14 protein-coding genes are annotated in these 18,855 nt (G+C 63.8%); 2 read left to right on the top strand and 12 right to left on the bottom strand.

The genetic code is table 11. The features are described from left to right. Nucleotides 1–4 precede the first annotated feature (4 nt). The 4 genes from VNH11_11485 to VNH11_11470 form a co-directional block, all read right to left on the bottom strand. On the bottom strand, nt 5–2,683 hold the full coding sequence (locus tag VNH11_11485) for a PQQ-binding-like beta-propeller repeat protein (protein ID HVA46980.1): 2,679 nt from the start codon (nt 2,681–2,683) through the stop codon (nt 5–7). Nucleotides 2,684–2,998: 315 nt separating this feature from the next. Then, the gene (locus tag VNH11_11480; GenBank protein ID HVA46979.1) at nt 2,999–4,303 is read right to left on the bottom strand and encodes a TolC family protein; all 1,305 of its coding nucleotides are present in this window, start codon (nt 4,301–4,303) and stop codon (nt 2,999–3,001) included. A gap of 567 nt (nt 4,304–4,870) precedes the next feature. Beyond that, on the bottom strand, nt 4,871–5,773 hold the full coding sequence (locus VNH11_11475) for an alpha/beta hydrolase-fold protein (protein ID HVA46978.1): 903 nt from the start codon (nt 5,771–5,773) through the stop codon (nt 4,871–4,873). Nucleotides 5,774–5,960: 187 nt separating this feature from the next. After that, nucleotides 5,961–6,437, bottom strand: coding sequence for a hypothetical protein (locus tag VNH11_11470; protein ID HVA46977.1), 477 nt, complete (start codon nt 6,435–6,437; stop codon nt 5,961–5,963). A gap of 422 nt (nt 6,438–6,859) precedes the next feature. Between VNH11_11470 and VNH11_11465 the strand changes: the two genes are divergently transcribed. Beyond that, a complete protein-coding gene (locus tag VNH11_11465) occupies nt 6,860–8,284 on the top strand; it encodes a TolC family protein (GenBank protein ID HVA46976.1) in 1,425 nt (474 codons plus the stop codon). A 13-nt stretch (nt 8,285–8,297) separates the two neighbouring features. Here the strand turns inward: VNH11_11465 and VNH11_11460 are convergent, their stop codons facing one another. The 3 genes from VNH11_11460 to VNH11_11450 all read right to left on the bottom strand — a co-directional run bounded on the left by VNH11_11460 (nt 8,298) and on the right by VNH11_11450 (nt 9,280). Next, nucleotides 8,298–8,537, bottom strand: coding sequence for a type II toxin-antitoxin system Phd/YefM family antitoxin (locus tag VNH11_11460; protein HVA46975.1), 240 nt, complete (start codon nt 8,535–8,537; stop codon nt 8,298–8,300). After that, entirely contained in the window at nt 8,515–8,835 is a 321-nt protein-coding gene (locus VNH11_11455) for a hypothetical protein (GenBank protein ID HVA46974.1), read from the bottom strand. The genes VNH11_11460 and VNH11_11455 overlap by 23 nt, the downstream gene beginning before the upstream one ends. 142 nt (nt 8,836–8,977) lie before the next feature. After that, complete coding sequence (locus VNH11_11450) at nt 8,978–9,280, bottom strand: hypothetical protein (GenBank protein HVA46973.1); 303 nt, start codon at nt 9,278–9,280, stop codon at nt 8,978–8,980. Between the two features lie 131 nt (nt 9,281–9,411). Here VNH11_11450 and VNH11_11445 point away from each other — a divergent pair, with 131 nt between their 5' ends. Beyond that, a complete protein-coding gene (locus VNH11_11445; protein ID HVA46972.1) occupies nt 9,412–10,758 on the top strand; it encodes a hypothetical protein in 1,347 nt (448 codons plus the stop codon). A 526-nt stretch (nt 10,759–11,284) separates the two neighbouring features. Here VNH11_11445 and VNH11_11440 read toward each other — a convergent pair. The 5 genes from VNH11_11440 to VNH11_11420 all read right to left on the bottom strand — a co-directional run bounded on the left by VNH11_11440 (nt 11,285) and on the right by VNH11_11420 (nt 18,776). Further along, nucleotides 11,285–12,001 (bottom strand): tetratricopeptide repeat protein, encoded by a 717-nt coding sequence (locus VNH11_11440; GenBank protein HVA46971.1) that lies wholly within the window; start codon nt 11,999–12,001, stop codon nt 11,285–11,287. After that, complete coding sequence (locus VNH11_11435; protein ID HVA46970.1) at nt 11,998–14,055, bottom strand: hypothetical protein; 2,058 nt, start codon at nt 14,053–14,055, stop codon at nt 11,998–12,000. Before VNH11_11435 ends, VNH11_11440 begins: the two co-directional genes overlap by 4 nt. 22 nt (nt 14,056–14,077) lie before the next feature. Beyond that, a complete protein-coding gene (locus VNH11_11430; protein HVA46969.1) occupies nt 14,078–15,088 on the bottom strand; it encodes a MoxR family ATPase in 1,011 nt (336 codons plus the stop codon). 316 nt (nt 15,089–15,404) lie between these two features. Beyond that, nucleotides 15,405–16,211 (bottom strand): DUF4159 domain-containing protein, encoded by an 807-nt coding sequence (locus tag VNH11_11425; GenBank protein ID HVA46968.1) that lies wholly within the window; start codon nt 16,209–16,211, stop codon nt 15,405–15,407. Nucleotides 16,212–16,265: 54 nt separating this feature from the next. Next, the gene (locus VNH11_11420; GenBank protein HVA46967.1) at nt 16,266–18,776 is read right to left on the bottom strand and encodes a tetratricopeptide repeat protein; all 2,511 of its coding nucleotides are present in this window, start codon (nt 18,774–18,776) and stop codon (nt 16,266–16,268) included. Nucleotides 18,777–18,855 lie beyond the last annotated feature (79 nt).

Below are 18,855 nucleotides of genomic sequence, written 5' to 3'. Positions count from 1 at the left end.
CACCCTACTTGTTTTCCTTGACTTCGATATTGTCCAAAAAGATTTCCGCGTCGCTGGCGTTGCCGAACAGGCCGGGGCTGCCGATCACGTTCGGGGCGTCGTCGGCCACCTCGATCGACCACTCTTCCGGCTCGTCTTCGCCACGCGGCCAGACTTTGCCCTTCAGCACCGCCTTGCCCTCTTCCACCGACGCCTGGAACTTCATCGTGTACCATGTGTCGTAGTTCCACTTGAACGGCACCGTCTTCGAAAACCGCCCCAGCTCCGAGGTCCACGAGCGAATCTGCAGTTGCTGCTTCACGCCCATCAGGTCGAGCGTGTAACGCTGGGCGATCAGCCCGACGTCGGGTTGCTTGCCGTCGCGGATCGCTCCCCGCACGTCGGCCTGGACCGTGTAGTCGTGAAACTTGGGCGGCCCCATCCAGCATTGGCTGCGGGTGCCCTTCGGTATGGTGGTGATCTTCACCATCACGCCACTGCCCTTTACGTCACTGCCCTCTACGTCGCTACCTTCGTTTTCGGGCTTGCCCTTGGCCACGTCAAGGCCAACGTCGCCCTTGACCGACGACCATTTGTAGTCGGCGATGGCCCCCGACTCTTTCACCAACTTCAAGGCCGGCTCCAGCTCTTGCTGGGCGCCTGCGAGCGTCTTCATCACGTCGCTTTCGTCCAGTTCCAGGTAGCGAAGAAAGTCGGTCCAAGCGCGGCGCGGAGTGCGGTCGTTGAAGCTCGCTTTCTCCTGGCCGCTGTTCGTGAAGGCCGTCATGAAATAGATGTAGAGCTGCCCTGCCCGCTGGTCTTGCATTTTCAGCGATTCCAGCAGGTCGAAATCGAGGGCGATGTGGCGATATCGGGCACCAACCCAGGTGACCGGCACCTTCTGGTTCGCGAAGTCGTATTTCCAGGGCAGCGGGGGCACGATGCGAATCCGGGCCGTCCCTGTCAACTCGCCCACCTGCGCCGTCACCACCACGCCGGCCTGCTGGTGTTTGTCGTCGGCCGTGAAGTGCCCGTCGTCGTCGATGGTGCCGCCGCCGTCGACGCTAAAGCTCACTTCCTTCGCGTCGCCCAGCGATTGGCCGCGGGCATTGAACAGCCGCACCGTGTATTCGACCACGCCGCCCGGCTCGATCAGCGACTCGACCGGTACTACCTGCACGTGTGCCGGCTCTTTGTCGGTCAGTTCGTCTTCCTTGGGCAGCTCGGGGCGTTGATCGACTCCGGTCTTGGCGTCTTTGTCTGCCAGGCAATACAACGTCTCGGTGGTCGGCAGATAAACGCGGCCGTGAGAGACGATCGGCGAACCGTGGACCTCTTCGCCCTGGCCGAAGCGGAGCCGATGCGTGATCTTCGCGCCGCTCTTGGTCGGCTTTAAAACGTGCCAGGCGCTGGTGGTGCAGGCGTAAATCTTGCCGTCGGCATAGACCGGGCTGGCGCGGGTGATGGTGCCCAGCAGTTGCTGTTTGCGGCCGATCTGCTTGCCCGTCTGGGCGTCGAAGATGTAAAGCAGGTTTGAATCATCGAGCGCATAGATGCGGCGATCGACGAGGCCCGCTTCGTAGAATTCATCGACCAGAATCGGCGAGCTCTTGCCGACCATGATCTCTTTGTCGCGCCATTTGCCGCCCGACTTGGTGATGTCGATATTCTTGGCGGCCGGGTCGGCGTTGGCGGTGCCATCGATGGCACAAAAGGCGCCCATCGAGGTATCGGGCGGAGGGTTCTCTTCGCTGTGGCTCACATAGACCGTATCGCCATCAATCACAGGCGTGATGTTGACCCCGCGCAGCGACAACTGATAGCTCCACAGCGGCCGGCCGGTGCGGGGCTGAAACGCCCACACGCCGCCGTCGCCTGAAGCGAACACCATCGCCGCCTGGCCTCCCAGCACCGTCAGCACGGGCGTGCTGTACGTCGTGTCGTCGGGCCGCAGCCGCGTGCCGTTGAACCAGACCGGCACGCCCGTCGCCTTGTCGAAGGCCACAAACCGATGGGCGGGCACGCCCATCTCTCCCCAGCCGATGACCACCGCGCTGATCAGGACCATATCTTCGTAGACCACCGGCACGTTGGTGCGGCCGCCATAGGTGCTCAAAAACCCGTATTCTTCGCTGAGCGAGTGCGACCAGATCGTTTCGCCCGTGTCGCCATCGAGGCATTGGAAGTAATCGCAGACGCCCAGCACATAGACGCGGCCGGTGGCGGGGTCGCCCGTGCAGCACGACCAGCCGAGGCGTTCTTTGGGCACGTCGGAGAGAAAGACGTTGAAGCGGTTCTCCCAGAGGATCTCGCCGGTGGCGGCGTCGGCGCAGACCACTTTTTCTTGCTCGCGGGGCGTGCCCGGCTCGTGGCGGCAGATGGTGTAGAGCTTGCCGCGCATCACGATGGGCGTGGAGCGGCTGCCCAGGGCGGTGCTTTTCCAGAGCACGTTGTCGCCCTCGGTGTCCCAATGGTCGATCAGGCCGGTCTCGCGCGAGATGCCGTTTTGCTCCGGTCCGCGCCAGGTGGGCCAATCGAGCGGATCGATCGCGGCCACTGTCTTGGCAGCGGGCTTGGCCGCAGCGGGCTTGGCCGCCGGTTTGGCGACTTTGGACTGGGTGGCCTGGGCGTGGGCCACGCTGGTGGCGGCGAGCGACAACGCGCCCAGGGAGAATGACAACAGCGACGCGCGGATCAAGCTCATTGTGAGTCTCACAGGTGGGGTCCGGACATTCCGGTCAAAGGCGGGCAATTTGAGTTTTAGGATACGTTGAACGCCGCGGCAGGGCAAGCCGCCGGCCGGTGTTCGAGGTTCGGGGTTCGGGGTTCGGGGTCCAACATCGAAAAGTTAACGCGGCAGCAGGCTGGCCAGCACGTCGCGTTGCTGCAATTCACGGGCGGATCGGCGGCGATCTGCCAAGCCAAGAACGTCTGGCCCGCGACCGGCTCGCTGGCCGGCCGTGCTTCTCGGGCTCTTTCCTGAACCCTGAACCCCGAACCCTGAACCCAGGGCTTTATGCTAGTCCTGCGGCGCGGCGGAAGGCGGCAACGGCGGCGGCAGGGGAGTTGCCCGAACGCGTATCAGCGCGTCGGGCGGAAGGCCGGTTGCGGCGGTCACGCCGGCCGCGGCCAAAGCCAGCTCGTTGAGCGAATCGAGATAGGCACGCCGCAACTGCAGCAGGCTGCTGCGGGCCGTGAAAATGCGCATCATGTCGACCTCGCCCGCCTGGAACTGCTGCTCCAGCCGTTGCAACTCGACGGGCATCCCCTCGCCCAGGTCGGCCGCCGAATCGACCGCCAACCGCCGCGCCCGCTCATAGCGATCGAGCGCCGCCCGCACCTCTTGCTCGGCGCGATTGCGAAGCTGCTCGGCCGTCACCTGTTGCTGCCGCAGCTCGGCGGTGCGCTGGCGGACCAGCGGCCGGCCGGTGTTGGCCACCGGGATGTCGACCTGCCCGCGAAAACCGAAATACTTGATGCCGAAGTCGTCGGACTGGTAGTACGGCCCGGCGATCAAGTTGGGCACGCGGTTGGACCGCGCCAGGTCGCGGTTGGCCGCGGCCGCGACCGCCAGGGACTGCGCGGCCAGCACGTCGGGCCGCCCCGATGCCAGCTCGCGGATGATCGCTTCGCCGCTGTCGGCCTTCGACACGGCCCGGCGGAGAGAAGGCACCTGGCTCAGGTGCTCGGCGTCGACCGGCACAAACTCCAGCTCGGCCAGGTCGCCCACGAGATCGACGTTTGCGCCGTAGGGCAGGTTCAATTGCCGCCGCAAGGCCAGCAGCGAGGTCTGATAGTTGGCATCGGCCAGGCGGGCCTGCTGCCGGGTGGCACGGGCGTCGATGCGCGTGGTGGCCACATCGGCCGCCGAGGCCTGCCCGGCCGCCAATTGCCGCTCCATCACCGAGAGCAGACTGCCGCTCAGGTCGGCGCCCGCGCGGGCCAGGTCGCGCAGGCCGCGCTGATAGAGCGCGGCCATGAACAACTGCTCGGTCAGGGCGATGTTCTGCAGCTCGGCCTGAAAGACGTTCCACCGCACGCTGCTGAGCTGCGCCAGCGCCGCCCGTTCGCGGTGCTTTCGCTGGTGGGCCAACTCGAAGGTCTGCATCACCAAATAATACTGGTATATCTTCTGGGCGGAGTTCGGCTCGGCCGCTTTCGCCGCGGCCGGCGCCTGTTCCACCGGCGTGGCCTGAAACTGGAAGAACGGATTGAACGGAAACGATCGTGCCACTCCCACCACCGCGCGGCTCACACCCTCGGCCTGCCGCAGCGCCACGAGATCGGGGTTTTGTTCCAACGACGTTTCGATGGCTGCGGGCAAGGTCAACGGGGCGACCGCCGCGTTGGCCGGCGCGGTTGCGTCCGCCGGCGGAAGGGGCTCTTCCGGCTGAAAGCTCGCTGGCCGCACCGCGATGCGTGGGTCAGCCGCTTGGGGACCACCGGGACGATTCACAAACTGCAGCGCCGCGGGCACAGCCGTCGGCAGGGCCGACGAAACTGGCGGCGTTGGTGACGAAACCGGCGGCCCGGCGGACGGCGGTGTGGCTGACGAGATCGGCGGCCCAACGGACGGCGGTGGTTGGTTGCCAACAGCCAGACCGTTTTGCCTGCCGGCGACTGGCTTGGTCGCCTTCGTCATTGGCGGGGCAGTTCTACAGCCCATTGCAGCGATAGCCAGGCTGCAAAGACCAAGCATTGCCAGCAGGTGACGGGGTGCGCGCCAGCGCACTTGCCGCACGTCTCTGTACGGTCGCGAGCCTGCCGGTTGTATCCAAGGAAAGGCGTGTAGCACTTTCTCAACATCGGCAAGGATGAGCGGTAAATGCAGTCGGAACGGCATCGCTCAAGCAGCGCACGGCCCCATGCCGCGTAAACTGGGCCGGACAGGCTATTTGTTCGCCGCGGGCGGCTTGTAATCTCGCCACAGCCAGCGAAGCGAGTCGGGCAGAATGGCGCCGCCGTGCTTGCCGTTGTGTCCACCGTCGCCGTAGACGAACTGATAATCGTAGCCGGCGAATTTCAGTGCGGCCGCCATCTGCTGATTGGCCAAGGGCCAGTTGCCAAACTTGTTGTCCAGGTCGCCCGAACCGTCCTGCAAGAACACCCGGACCGGCTTCTTTTCCGTCTGGCGGATCAGGGCCGGGTAGACGTGCCCGCCGCGGATGTTCGTGAAGCTCCCCACATGGCTCAGCACCTTGCTGAAGGCGTCGGGACGCTGCCAGGCCACCGTAAACGCGCAAATGCCGCCGGAACTGATGCCGCAGATCGCCCGTGCGGAAGCGTCGTCTGCCAATTTGTAGCTCTTTGCGAGTTCGGGCAGCATCTCCTCCAACAGGAAGCGGGCATACTGGTCGCTGAGCGTGTCGTACTCGAAGCTGCGATTCGATTTCGCCTGCCCGTTGGGCTCCTTCGGCGGAAAGGATCCCGGATTGATAAACAGGCCGATGGTCACCGGCATGTCGCCGCCGAAGATCAGGTTGTCGAACACGATGGGAACGCGGAAATCGCGTTTTTCATCGACGTAGCCGCCGCCGTCCTGAAAGACCATCACCGCCGCCGGCTCTTCGGGCGTGTACTGCGCCGGCACGTAGACCCAGTAGTCGCGCTCGGTGCCCTCGAACACCTTGCTCTTCCAGAAGTGCTGCGTGACCTTGCCCTGCGGTACGCCGGGCTGACGCTGCGAATCGGGTCCGGGCTGATAGTCGTCCACGGCACAAGTGTGTCGTGGCGAGAAGAAAAGTGCAAGCAACACAAACTGCGAAACCGTGCAGGCGAAGCGGCAAGAGATCATGGCAAGCTCGTCGATGGTGAACCGTGGGTTGTGCAACAGGTAGGGTGGGAGCGAGCGAGCTTTGCGAGCGCCGGCACTCCGGGGAAGGCATCAGGCATCAGGCATCAGGTTTGTTTATCCTGACGCCTGGCGCCTCGGACTGGTGGGCCGGCGCTCGCAAGCTCGCTGGCCCCACCCTACGGAAAGGCTAATCGCCGCTGCCCACGCTGACAAGCTCCGGCGCGGTTCTCTCGCTCGATTGCCGGCCGCAGCAGCCGCCTGCCTCGTGAACCCGGCGGGCGACGGCGTTGAATTCATCGGCGAACTCGCGCCAGAAGTCGCCGTCGCGGAACTTGATCGGTTCGACGTGCCGGCCCTCGCCCAGCGCTCGCATGCCCCGCCGCAGGCGCACCAGCGGACCGACCAGCCGATTGCTGAGCTGCAGAAAGTCGTAAATGACGACCGGCAAGAAGCACAGGCCGCACACCACCGTCGGCCCCAGACGGAACCAGGGGTTGTCGATATCGGTCAGCAACAGCTTGGCGGGTTCGGCGATCATGTTGGTGAACGTGATCAACAAAACCACGGTCACCAGGCACATCAGCCAGTAGCCTACCGCGCGCAGCAAAAAGGCGCCCTGCACCTGACGATCGACGAGGAGTCGCTTGCGTTTGAAACGTTTCATGGCTTGGGCCTGACCTGTTTGGCTGTGAGGAGCGTCGAAACAAGCTTAGTTCATTCGCGACGGGTTCGACGACGGTAGCCACCGTTGGCAGCCGAGATGGTCAAGAATCCGTCAAATCCGCCCCGCCGAGTGCATTTGCCCCATGTGGGCCAAATGCGCCGCGCGAGGCGAGTTTGACGACTTTCGAGCAATTTGGCGGCCCGTATCGGAAATGGCCCGCTCCGCCTTGGTTTATCGCCGGCAGGCGGCGGTGGGCGTGGGCCGGAAGGGTAGGAACACCGGGCAAGACGCGTCGCCCACACGAATGCGAGTAAAAGTCGTTACCACAACTAAAGTCAATGTTCGTCGGCATTCTCGGCCGATTCGGTACTAATGCCCCATGTCGAAAACTGCGGGGCTGATGCTGGGGGAAACGATTTCGGATGACGAAACGCGCTTGCGGAAAACCGGTCTGGTGTGCACTGCTGTGGTTGGCGGCGTCGGCAACGGCGCGCGCCGAGAACCTGGGCGACGCCTGGCGGATCGTGCTCTCGGCCAATCCGCAGTTGCAGGCCCAGCGGCTGAACACCGGCGCAGCCGGACTCAACCTGGCGGCGGCCCAGCGCGGCCGGCTTCCCAGGGGAACCGCCAACGTCATCGATGCCCAGTTGCTCAGTCCTACGCCGGGCATTAATTCGCCGGCGTTCGCCGGCTCCGGCGCGTCGGGCGGCGGCCCGCAAGCGGGCGGAACCGTCCCCTTCCTGTTCGGCGTCACTCAGAACAATATCCCGATTGCCATCAACTCGCTGAACCAGCCCATTTATGCCGGCGGGAAAATCCGCGCGTCGATCGACGCGGCCGGCGCGAGGGCCGCCCAGCAGCGCGCGGAGCAGTTTCGCACGGCGCTCGATTTGAAGCTGGCCGTGGCCGAAGCCTACGTCGGCGTGTTGCAAGCCAAACGCAACCTGGCAGTCGCCCGTAGCGACGTCAGCCGCCTAAGCTCGTTCCTGGCCGATGTGAAAAACCGGCAGCGGGTCGGCATGGCCACGCGCAACGAGGAGCTGTCGGCCGAGGTGTCGCTGGCCAATGCCCGGCTGCGCGAAATCCAGACCCGCAACGCGGAAAGCATCGCGTGGGCCACCTACAACCGCTATTTGCTGCGGCCGCTCGAGCGGGTGGTCGAACTGGACGAAGTCGGCCCTCCGAAGTCGGCCGAAGAAGTGCGGCCCCAGGAGCGGACCGATCGCCGGCCGCCTCCCGCCGCCGCGCTACGCGCCAGAACGCCGCTTGACGGCGGGGACACCGCCGACCTGGAACGGCTTACACAGCAGGCCCTGCGCAACCGGCCCGAGCTGATTTCGTTGACGCAACAGGCGCGGGCCCTGGACGCCCAGGCCCAAGTGACGCGGGCGGCGGTGCGGCCCAACGTCAACGTCGGCTTGAACTACGCCTACCTCGGCTTCAACACGTTGAGCAATCGCGACATCTGGGCGGCGACGGCCGTGGGAAGTTGGAACTTTTACGACGGCGGCGCCTCGCGGCGGCAGGCCCAGGCGCAAGAGCAGCAGGGCCGGGCATTGTTGCGGCAGCGGGCCGACCAGGCGGCGGCCATCGCCCTGGAGGTGCGCACCCGTTGGCTCAACCTGGCCGAGGCCCGCGAGCGGGTCGAGGTTTCGCAGGTGGCCGTCACCCAGTCCGAAGAGAACGTGAACGTGGTGCAGGACCGTTACCGCCAGCAATTGAGCACCTACACCGAGGTGCTCGACGCCGAAGCGCAGCGCGTGCAGAGCTACGCCAATTTCTACAACGCCACCTACGACGCCGCGCTGGCCTGGTTCCGCTTGCGCCGCGCCGTCGGCGATTTGTAGATGGAAGACAGCCTTACAGACGTCGCAGTGCCGCCTTGACCGAGACGCCTCGCTCGTCAAGTCTCTTTTCCAAGATCTCTCGAAACTTGGGATTATGTTCGATGAGTCGATCGACCAAGGCCCGGTCCTCTTCAAGAGGCACCAACTGGAAGCTGGGAACTCCGTTGACCGTTACAATGATCGGTTCGTCATGGCACAGATGGCCATAACGGCTCAAGTTGGCCCTCGCTTCACTCAGGGGGATGACTTTCATGTTCTGTGAACTCCTCGCCCTGGACGATTAGGGCATCGCCGCGTTTTTCGCCAACGAGCACGATCGTGACGATCTCGTCGGCAGGATCTACGTTGAATAAGATTCGATATTTCCCGGACAATCGAAGTTCGCGCTGCGCCACAGGGTTTGGCCGCAACGTTTTCATGTTGCGAGCTTCCGCGAGCGGATCGACGGACAATCGCCTTTCCGCCTCTTTGAGCAGCAGCCGGCCATGCTTGCGGCCCAACCAGCGCAAGTCGTCGATGACCGATTCCTTCAGGTTGACGACAAAAGCCATGGTTGCTTCAGGCTACGCTAGATCAAACCATTGGTCAATCAACTCAGGCATCCCAACGCACGGCAAAATCGCCCAAGGTAATCGACCAGTTGTTTCGCGCTCCATTAAGCGCGAACGACAGGCATCTCCACGACTGCGGTTCTCATCGCTCAACGGCCGAGGCGGCCAATTCGTGTTCCGCGTCGGCCAGAGCCAGCATGACGCGGCCGATTTCCGCTTCCAGATCGTCGCGGCCGACGATACCGTGGCGATAGAGCTGCAAGAAATCGCTGAGCGCCAGGTCCAAGTCGTCGCCCGTCAGGCAGTCGTCAAGCTGACCCGACAGCGACACCGCCGCCGCGGCCGACAACGGCCAGGCCTGCTCGCCCCGCAACGAGGTGTGTACCTCGAACATCGACCGGTCCCGCCGCCGAGAGAACAGCTCGTGAGCTTGCTGCAAATGCATGCGTATACCTCCATGAACATCACGCCCCACAAGCATGTTATGGCCGCGGCAGGTTAGTATGTGATGAGTTTCCCATGCGAAGATCGTTCAGAAAGATAGTCACCTGGGTCTCTGAGAAGGAGCAAACCGGCATGCACCGCGGTTGTTTTATACTTTACGCGGCCCTGTTTGCCGTCGGCCCGCTGGCCGCGGGAGCCCGTGCCGCGGAAATCACGTTCAACCAGCTTCGCGCCTTGGCGGTCGAGTCGTTGCGGGCGGGCGACGTCGCCTATACGCCGCCCTCGAACAAGATCGTGGGCCGCATGCTGTGGGTCAAAGACGCCGGCCCCTTCGCCGACCGGCCGGACGGTGGTTCGCTCGACTATTGGCTGGCCGACGGCGACCTGCTGAAAGCCGTGTTCCTCGACCAGCTTGCCATCGAAATCCGCCGGCAGCATCTGTTTGCGCGCTCGCGCAGCCAGCAGGTCATGGATCCCTATTACCGGCGGATGGAAGCCGTTGTCGCGGCCGAGCTGACGCTGGCCCAGCAGCCGGGCGACGACGAGGAAAAGCAGCGGCAGCTCGACGAGCGGTTGCGGCAGCTTGGCGACCTGCTGCAGAACGGCATCGACGCTTGTGCCCGAGGCATGGGCCTGGTCGGTGCGTTCGTCGAACCCGGCCACGACGACGGCACGCTCTGGCTCGACCATGTTTTCGCGCTCGATCTGCCACAGCAAGGCCAGATCGGTTATGGGCAGATCGAACAGGCGGTGGCCCAGGCCCTGCGCGGCCAGGGCCTGGTGTTTGAGGCTCCCAAGGTCTCCGTCAGCGGCGGCACTCTGCACGTGACCGACGTTGAGTTGAAGGTCGAAACGATGCGGGCGCTGGCTCCCCTGGAAGAGCTGGTGGCCGAATTGGTGAAGATCAACCTGCGTCGGCGGCAGCGTTTCGAGCGTCCCGCGGACCGACCGATGATGGACCAGATTTACCTGCGGATGGAGGCGGCGTTGCGCCAGCAGCTCGATACGCTGCGCCGCAGCGGTGCGGCCACGGTCGCCGCGCGTCGGGCAAGCTTGGCCGAAGCGGCCGGCAAGGCGAGCGAACAAGAACCGCCGGTGCAGCCCGTGCGGAGTCCACTCGGCCGCCAATTGGACGCAGTGCTTCAACAAGGAATCAACGAGTGCGCCAAGCGGATGGGCAACCTACGAATCGAGTATCACCGCGGCCAGAACGCGGAGCCAGCCAGCGACAGGCCGCGCGTGCGGCTGGTGGCACCGCCGGACACGACGATCGAGTTCGTCTACAACACCGACCACAAACTGTGGTCGCTGGCCGGCAGGTCCGAAGACGCCTATCCCTGGAAAAGCCACACCGCCGGCGATCGCGTCTCCCTGTCGGGCGGCTATTGGTTTCGCCTGACGTATCCCAGCGGCGTGCGAGCCAGCAGTTACAAAAAGGTGGCCGCAAACGACACGGAGCTGCGTTTTCCTTCGCGGTGACACCCCCCTTGTTGGCCAACTGGCGGAATCCGCCAGTTGCCGTCGCCTGCGGATGGCAAACAAGATGGTGGCTGGGGCAGAGGGCGGTAGGGTGGGACCAGCGAGCTTGCGAGCGCCGGCCCACCGTGATCGACGTCGCCAACTTCCGCCGCCGCGTCGCGCCCCGTTGCGTTTCTCAGTCCCGTAGGGACGGCAGGGTTTAGCCGTGGGCGCGAGCCCACGAAAGAGGGACACCAACGATCCGCGCAGCGGCGACAGAGCGCGTGGTGCGATACCTCTGTCGCCGCTACGCGGCTTGCCTAATCTGCCGCATCGGTACCGTGGGCTTGCGCCCCACGGCTAAACTATCTCGCCGCTACGCGGCTGACGCGCGAGGTGCGTAGAACGACGAGCGGCAAGCCCCGTCGTGGCGGGAACAAAACCAGCATCACTTCAAATGGTCCGCAAGCCGCGATTTTGCGCAGGCCAGTCCCGCCCTACGGTCTTTGTGCTCTTCGTGGCTTCCCTTTGTTGCGGCCAGGCGTCCCTACTTCCCTTTCTCGAACGTCCCCAGAATCTCGACGCTCAACAGGCCCTTGTTGTCGGTCGGATCGCTGTCGTACATCCGCAGCCACAGCCGGCCGGGTTGGTCCGGCGCGATCTCCACGTCTTTTCCGACCATGAACGGCTGGTTTTCCTCGGCGCTTCCAGCCGACACGATCTTGCCCACCAGACAACCGAGATTGAACTCTTTCAGCTCTTTGGGGATCTCCATGCCGTCGGCGTCGAGAACCTGTTCCATCCGGAAGGTCCAGGTCCCTTCGGCATGAATCGACAGCGGCCGATTGGCGATCACGTTGATGCCCGTGTCTTGCCAGCCGTCGGTCGCTCGCACCGTCAGCTTTTTCTTTTCGGCCATCATCTCCTTGCCGCGAATCTCCTTCAGCTTCCTTTCGGCGTCGGGATGGTGCGGGACGAGCTTCAATATCTGCTCGTAGCATTCGCGGGCGCGGTCAAGGTCTTTCTTGCGTTCATATTCTTTGGCCAGTCCCGCCACCTCGATGACGAAGTCTCTCTCCATTTTCGCCAAACGTGGATCGCCCGGCAACTCCGGTTCCGAGCTTCCGGCCGCGCTGCTCGACGAAGTCGGCGTCGCATTGGCCGAACCGTTTCTGGTGGGTTTCTTTTTCTGTGCCGCCCAAGTGCCCGCCGTCAACACGATGGTCAAAGTGACGACCACGAATCCGGTCAAAGATCGTTTCATTGTGCCTCTCCGCTTTTTGCTTCTGTTCCAGAATTTGAAGTAGACGTGAAAAACCGCTGCTCCAGCTCCCGTTTCCCAGAATCAGTATAATACTTTACCAGCTCCATTCGTAGCCGTCGGGGCGAAAGTCGGCCGGCCCGGAAGGTCTGATAGACGGCGGCGTGCCGCGACTGCAATCGGGCGGCGTCGGCCACGTCTTCCGCCGGCTCTCCTTCGCGGGCAAGCTGCTCGGCCGGCAGGTCGTGCAAAAAGTCCCAAGCATCCAGGAATTCTCCGCTGGCGCCGAAGGCGATTTCGTCGAGCGTTTCGATCACCGCCGCCGCCTTGGCCGCCGACACCAGGTCGGTCTGCGCGTTGACGCGGGCGGCCTTGGCCAGCGCCTCGGCCAGCACGCTGTTGCCGCTGGCCGCCTCGGCCAATTTCAGCCGCAGCGACTGGAACCAGTCGGGCGAAGGCACCAGCGTACGGTTGGCCAGCAGCCAGGCGAAATGGTCGAACACGCCCTCTTCCACCTCGCGCCGCGGATCGTACATCGGCTCGCGACGGCCGACCAACGTCAGCTTCTGTGAAAAGAGGGCCCCGGTGGGCGAGATGAAATCGTCGTCCATCGACAGGCCAAGCTTGGCCAGGTTTTCCAGCGTGTTGCCGCCACGCGGGTGCTCGCGCACCGGAAAGAATTCTTCGCGCGGGGCGGACGTCTGAAAAGCGCACAGCAACAGCAGGCCGGCGCAATAAGTTTCGATTTTCTTGCCCGACAGCGGTTGGCCTTTCAGCCCCAGGATGCCCTGCAACCGAAAGTTGAGATCGAACAGTGATTCGTTGCCGATCACGTCGTGCGCCGCCTGGGCCAGCCCGGCGGCCACCTGCGGATCGGGATGGCGCAAAAAACAGTAGTGCAAACTGCGCTGCACGTAGGTCTCGACGTTTGCCGCCGGAATGCGATTGCCGCGTTCGGGCAAATCGACCAGCACCATGCGGTTCGTGCCGTCGCGGCCGCGGGCCAGCGTCACCACGCCGACATGCGTGAACAGCCCCGGCGAGAGGTCGGTGAATTGATTGTAGGGCGACGGGTTGCGCATCAGCAGAAAATCGCCGGGCCGCACCTCGAAGGTTCCGATGCGGTAACTTGGCTCGCTCAGCCCGTCGCGCATCAGTGTTTCGAGCCAGGCGATCAGCTCGGCATGCCGTCGGGCCAGGTCGCCCGGCAACGCCGAGACCGGCATGTCGGCCAGCACCTCGTGCAAACGGCTGGGAGTGATGGGCGGCGGCGGCAGTGTTTCCAGTGGATCGGGCCAAGGCTCCTGCGGCAACCCGACGCGGCGGATGGCCTCGGCCAGCGAGATCGTCCACTCCGGGCTGGCTTCAGGCGCAATGAGCGACTGGACCAAGAGAGGCAACAGCGCCGGCTCGTCGACCTGGCCGGCCAACTGCAGCACGCGGTCGCGAGTGGTGCGATCGACGCGAGGCAAGCGGCCTTGTTCGTCGGGGGCGATCCAAAATCGCGCGGCGAAAAAGGCGCCGACGGAGCTTTTGTCGCGCGTGAAGCGGTCGAGCAACGGCAGCCGCTCGCCGGGCCGGGCGACCAGCCTGGGGCCGGCGGTGTTGACCGCGTCGACCTGCAAATAGCGCAACCGCCCCGAAAGATCGATCAACCGGCTGGTGGCGGCCAGGTAGGCGCAAAGGGACGCGTTGCGCTGAGGCGTGTCGTCGAGCGAGGCAAACTGCCGCCGCAGTTCGAGCGTCGTATCGAGCAGGCGGTCAGCCCGGTTCTTGGCCTCGAGCAACAGCACGATGCCCTCGAAAAACTGGTTGCTTGTCTTGGCGTCTCGGAAGGTGGCGATTTGTGCCGCCCACTGCTCGACGGCATCGGCGGCCTTGTCGAGCGCCGCGTCGCTCTCGGCCGAAAACTTCGCGGCTTCGCGCGGCAGCGATTTTTCGAGTGCCCGCAGCCAGCCGTTCAGACCGTCGGCCGGTTTGATTTGCGCGAGTACACGTGGGGCGCCGCCGGCCAAAAGGACCAGCACCAGCGAAAGGAACAACAGCAACCTCGGCATGACATGGATCATAGCCCAGATTCTACCCCGGCGCCGGCACCGTCTCCAACAGCCGGTCGACGACCTGATCGACCGACACGCCTTCGGCCTCGGCACGATAGCCGACGAGGATGCGATGCCGCAACGTGACGTGGACCAGCGCCCGCAGGTCGTCGATCGTCACGTGGGCGCGGCCCTCGAACAAGGCCCGCACTTTCGCCCCCAGCACCAGGAACTGGGCGGCCCGCGTTCCCGCGCCCCAGCTCACCCAGTCGTTGATGAAGGCGGGCGAGCCGGGCTGGCCGGGCCGGCTGGCCGCGGCCAATCGCACGGCATACCGCACCAGCGCTTCGGCCACCGGCACGCGGCGCACCACCTCGTGAAAGTTCCGCACGTCGTCGCCCGTGTAAATCGGCTCGATCGGCTCCGGCCGCCGCGAAGTGGTTTGCTTCACGACCGCCACTTCGTCGTCTTCGGGCAAATAGTCGATCTCGACGTTGAACATGAAGCGGTCGAGCTGCGCCTCCGGCAAAGGATACGTCCCCTCCATCTCGATCGGGTTCTGCGTGGCCAGCACGAAGAACGGCTCTTCGAACGTGTAGCGCACGCCGCCCACGGTCACCTGGTGTTCTTGCATTGCTTCCAACAGCGCGGCCTGCGTCTTGGGCGGCGTGCGGTTGATCTCGTCGGCCAGGATCACGTTGGCGAAGACCGGACCCTTGACGAACTGCATGCGGCGGTGGCCGTCGGGCGTTTGCTCCAGGATTTCGGTGCCCGTGATGTCGGCCGGCATCAGGTCGGGCGTGAACTGGATGCGCTGGAATTTGAGGTGAAAGATTTGCGCGATCGACCGCACCAGCAGCGTCTTGGCAAGTCCCGGCGCGCCGGTGATCAGGCAATGTCCGCCCGCGAACAGGCTGATCAAGAGCTGCTCGATGACCTGCTTTTGCCCGATGATGACCTTCGACAGCTCGGCATCGATCCGCCGCCTTCCGACGCGGATTTGCTCGACGATTTGTTGCTCGGCTTGGAAGGGATCGAGTTCGTTTGGCATAAAGATAGCAAGACCAAAATCTAGGAGTTGCGCGATTGATCGCAGACGTCCGCATCATACTGTGTAAATCAGGACCGAAACGCCGCCAGCTCTTCGACTGTCAGATTGCGGACCGGCTCCTCCAGTTGTTCAACACTGCTCATCCTCGTCTCCTTGTGCTCTTCGTGCCTCCATCTACCGTGATCGCGAAGAGTTGAAGGCAGAATACCCAGAGTTGGACGACGACGATCTCCGCCAGGCGCTGGCGTATGCGGCCGCGAAACTGGACGATAAGATCGTGGAACTGCCGCAGACGACATGATGCTCTTGCTCGACTTCAGTGCGTCATCGCGTAGGTTACGATATTGATCCCCAGCGGGTACGCCCACTTCTCGGACATCTCGCGAAAGTAGCCGGGGTCTTCGCCCTCGCGTTCCCAGCCGTCGCCCAGGTCGGTGTTGTGGCAGATGATGGCCATCATGCGGCCTTTGTCGTCGAAGAGTGCCCGATAGTGCGGCTCCTGGGCGTCCCAGCGCTCAAAGGTGTGGCCGCTGTACCAGGCGTGAATGCTGGGAATCTGCGGCTTCTGCTTCAGATCGTAGACGCAATGGAATAGCTCGTGTTCCAAGGGCAGCTCGACCGGCTCGCGGTCGGGAAAGACGCGCTTGATGTTGCGGTAGAAACCATACCACTCGGCCTCACCCCAAAAATCATCGACCATCAAGAAGCCGCCGTTGAGCAGGTATCGCCGCAACGCGGAAACCTCCTCCTCCGTGAGCATCATCGTGCCCGGCTCGATGATGTAGATAAACGGATAGTCGAAAATCTGTTCGTCGGTGAGCTGCAGGATTTTGCCGCGCGGATCGACATCGAGGGACGTCAATTCGTGCAAGCGGTACGAAAAATTGAGGTCGCTGTCGGGGAAGTCGGTGAGCCAGCGGTCGTACCACTCGGAGGTGTACTGAATCCGCACGAACGTGAACACGTCGTTCTTGAACTCTTTGTCGTTTTCCCACTCCGGCACGCCGCGGCGATCGTTCATGTTCGGGTCGATCATCCGGTGCCGACGCCAACCGCGCTGGGCGAATGTGACCGCGGTGAGAGACAGCAGTAGGACGACGATGAAGGAAAGGCGGAGTTTCATATTCGGTATGGTCGCTAACGGTGGGCCGGCGCTCGCAAGCTCGCTTGCCCCACCCTACGGTTTTTTTTCCATTTCGGCTACGATTGCCAACAGCTCCCGCTGTGCTGCCCGATAACGCGGGGCGTCTTCCAACGCCTGGAGTGCTTGACGCTTGGCGGCCGCCAGGTCGCCCGTTTTGTGCAATAGCGTGGCCAGTTGATAGTGAGCCTCGGCCGGATCGAGCGGATCGAGCTGGAGCAACGCCCGCCAGGCCGCGATGGCGCGCGGGTCGTCGCCCGTTCGCTGGGCCGCGGTCGCCAGGCCGCGATACGGCGCCCGCCGCAACGGGTTGATGGCCAGCAGCCGATCGCCGAACTTCAACGCGGCCGGCCAGTCTTCAGCCGCCAGCGATAGTTCCATCAGCCGGCTGAGGGCGTCGACGTTGTCGTCCGTGAGAGAAACCAGCTTTTCCAAGGCGGCACGCTCTTGTTTCCTGTCGTCCAGTTCCCGATAGACCGTGGCCAGCGGAGCGTAGGGGTTACTGCCGCCGCCGTCGTCCGGGTACAGGTCGGCCATTTTTTTCAGCGGCTCCGACGCCGCTTGCCACTGCTTGTCGGCGATCAGCCGCGCCGCCAGCCGCTGCAAAGCCTGGTAGTTCGCTGGGTGCTCCTTGAGGAAGGCCGCCACGGCCGTTGACCCGGCCGCGGCAGGCAACTTCGGGTCCGACCAATCTGCCCTGGGAGCCATTTGTTCCGCCCGTTTGACCGCGAACTCCGCGAAGTCGCGATCGAGCGCGTCGAGCGAGCCGGCATAGCGGGCCAGCGAATCGTTGATCGGCATGCCGACGCCGAGATCGACCAAAATCCGTTTCAGCGTCGGCAGACCGTGTTTCTCGACCAAGAACTCCACGACCAGCGACGACTCGTAGTAGGCGAATTGCAGGTGCAGCGGCGTGGGCGGGTGCAAAAACGCGCCGCTGAGCTGGCTGACCGGCGTCAGGTCGTCGCCCAGCATCATCTCGCGATAGCGGGCGTTGATCGTCTGGCCCCAGGTCGGATCGGCCTGCCGTTCTTCATACACCGAAATCCCTTCGCTCAGCCAGCGCGGCATCTTGTTGGCGGTCTTGTGCAGCGTGACGACGTGACAGAATTCGTGCCAGAGCGTCGCTTCCCAATTCGTCGGGTGTTCGCCTTGCGAGGCCGGGCTGTTGGCCGTAATCACGCGGCCGAAGCAGACGCCCAGAAAACCCGCTCCGCCCGGCATGCCGAAGGTGCGGATGGCAAAATCCTCCTGCCGCGGAAACAGCTCCACCACCACCGGCTCATCGATCTTCACCTCGTACTTTTTGCAAAGCTGCACCTTGGCCCGCCCAAGCAAAGCGAGCACGCGTGTACCATAAATCTCCGCCTCACGGGCATCCATTCGCACCAGGAAGCCGCCGCCCGCCAGCGTGCGGAACTGGCCGATGCTGTCGTGCAGCGTCACCAGGTTGTGGGCCAGCACGTTGTAGCCGTCTTTGTCGTAGACCTCATCGGCCAGCGGCCAGCCGTCGTCTTCGTCGCCTAGCCGCAGCAGGTCCTGCGCGAGCTGCATCTTGGCCGGCAAATAACCGGGGTCGAACTTGAGCGCCTGCCGCTGATATCGGGCACCTTCGGCAAAGCGGTATTTTTGCGACAGCTTGGTGCCGATCAGGTGATCGACTTCGGGATTGGTGGTCCACGAGCGCAGCGCCGCCTCGCGGCACTCGGTCTCTTGTTGCGGCTCGCTGTTCAAGTGCGCCAGAACGGCCCGATACGCCCAGTGGCGAGGGTGTTCGGGATTGATCTCGCGCACGCGATCGAGCAGCTCGCGGGCTTCGATGTAGCGTTCGGAATCAACGTGGTCGTCGATCAGAAAGAACAGGCTTTCCAGGTGAAATGGGTTGATCGCCAACGCCGCTTCAATCGCATCCTGAGCCAGCTTCGGATCGCTGGGCGCAAAGGCCCGCGCCAGGCCGAGCTTGGCGTCGGGATCGTCGGGAGCCAGCTTGGCTGCCCGCTCAAAGGCCTCGGCGGAGAGCGCGAAATCGTTCTTCTCCAGGGCCAGCTCGCCGCTGGCGAGCCACGGTCCGGCCGCGTTGGGCTGCTGCTTCTTGGCATCGTTGAACAGGGCGTCGAGCACCTGCTTGGGATCGACGCCCTGCGAGAGCATGAACCGCCCCACCACCACTTCATTGATCGCGTCGCGATACCGCCAGGGCGCCTGCCGAAGCTGTTCGCCCAGCTCGTCGACCATTCGCTTGGCGCGGTCGGGCAAATTGTTGAAGCGATAAACCTCACGGCCCAGCCAATGAAGCTGAGCGCTGTAAGGAAAGCGGCCCAACGCGGCTTCCAGCGTCTTTCGGGCATCGGCATAGCGGCCCAGCGTCAACTCGCCCTTGAGCTTCAGAATGGGCCAGGCTTCGCTGATGTCAGTGGCGGCAATGGCCTGGGCGGCCATGTCGATCGTTTCGGCGTACTTGCCCGTGTGGTACAGCTTTTGGGCGTCGTGCAAATCGGCGGCATGAAGCAACGACGGGGCAAGACAAAGCAAGCATGCCATTGTCATGAGAACCGCTGTTCGAGCACGGCCATACATTTAGTGCATCCGCTCAACGGGCCACGATTGTTCTGCCACGCCCAGGTAA

It is taken from the genome of Pirellulales bacterium (assembly GCA_035533075.1).
In the GTDB taxonomy this organism is placed as follows: domain Bacteria; phylum Planctomycetota; class Planctomycetia; order Pirellulales; family JAICIG01; genus DASSFG01.
Note: the sequence above shows the minus strand (reverse complement) of the source record. Positions and strands in the feature narration are given on the sequence as shown.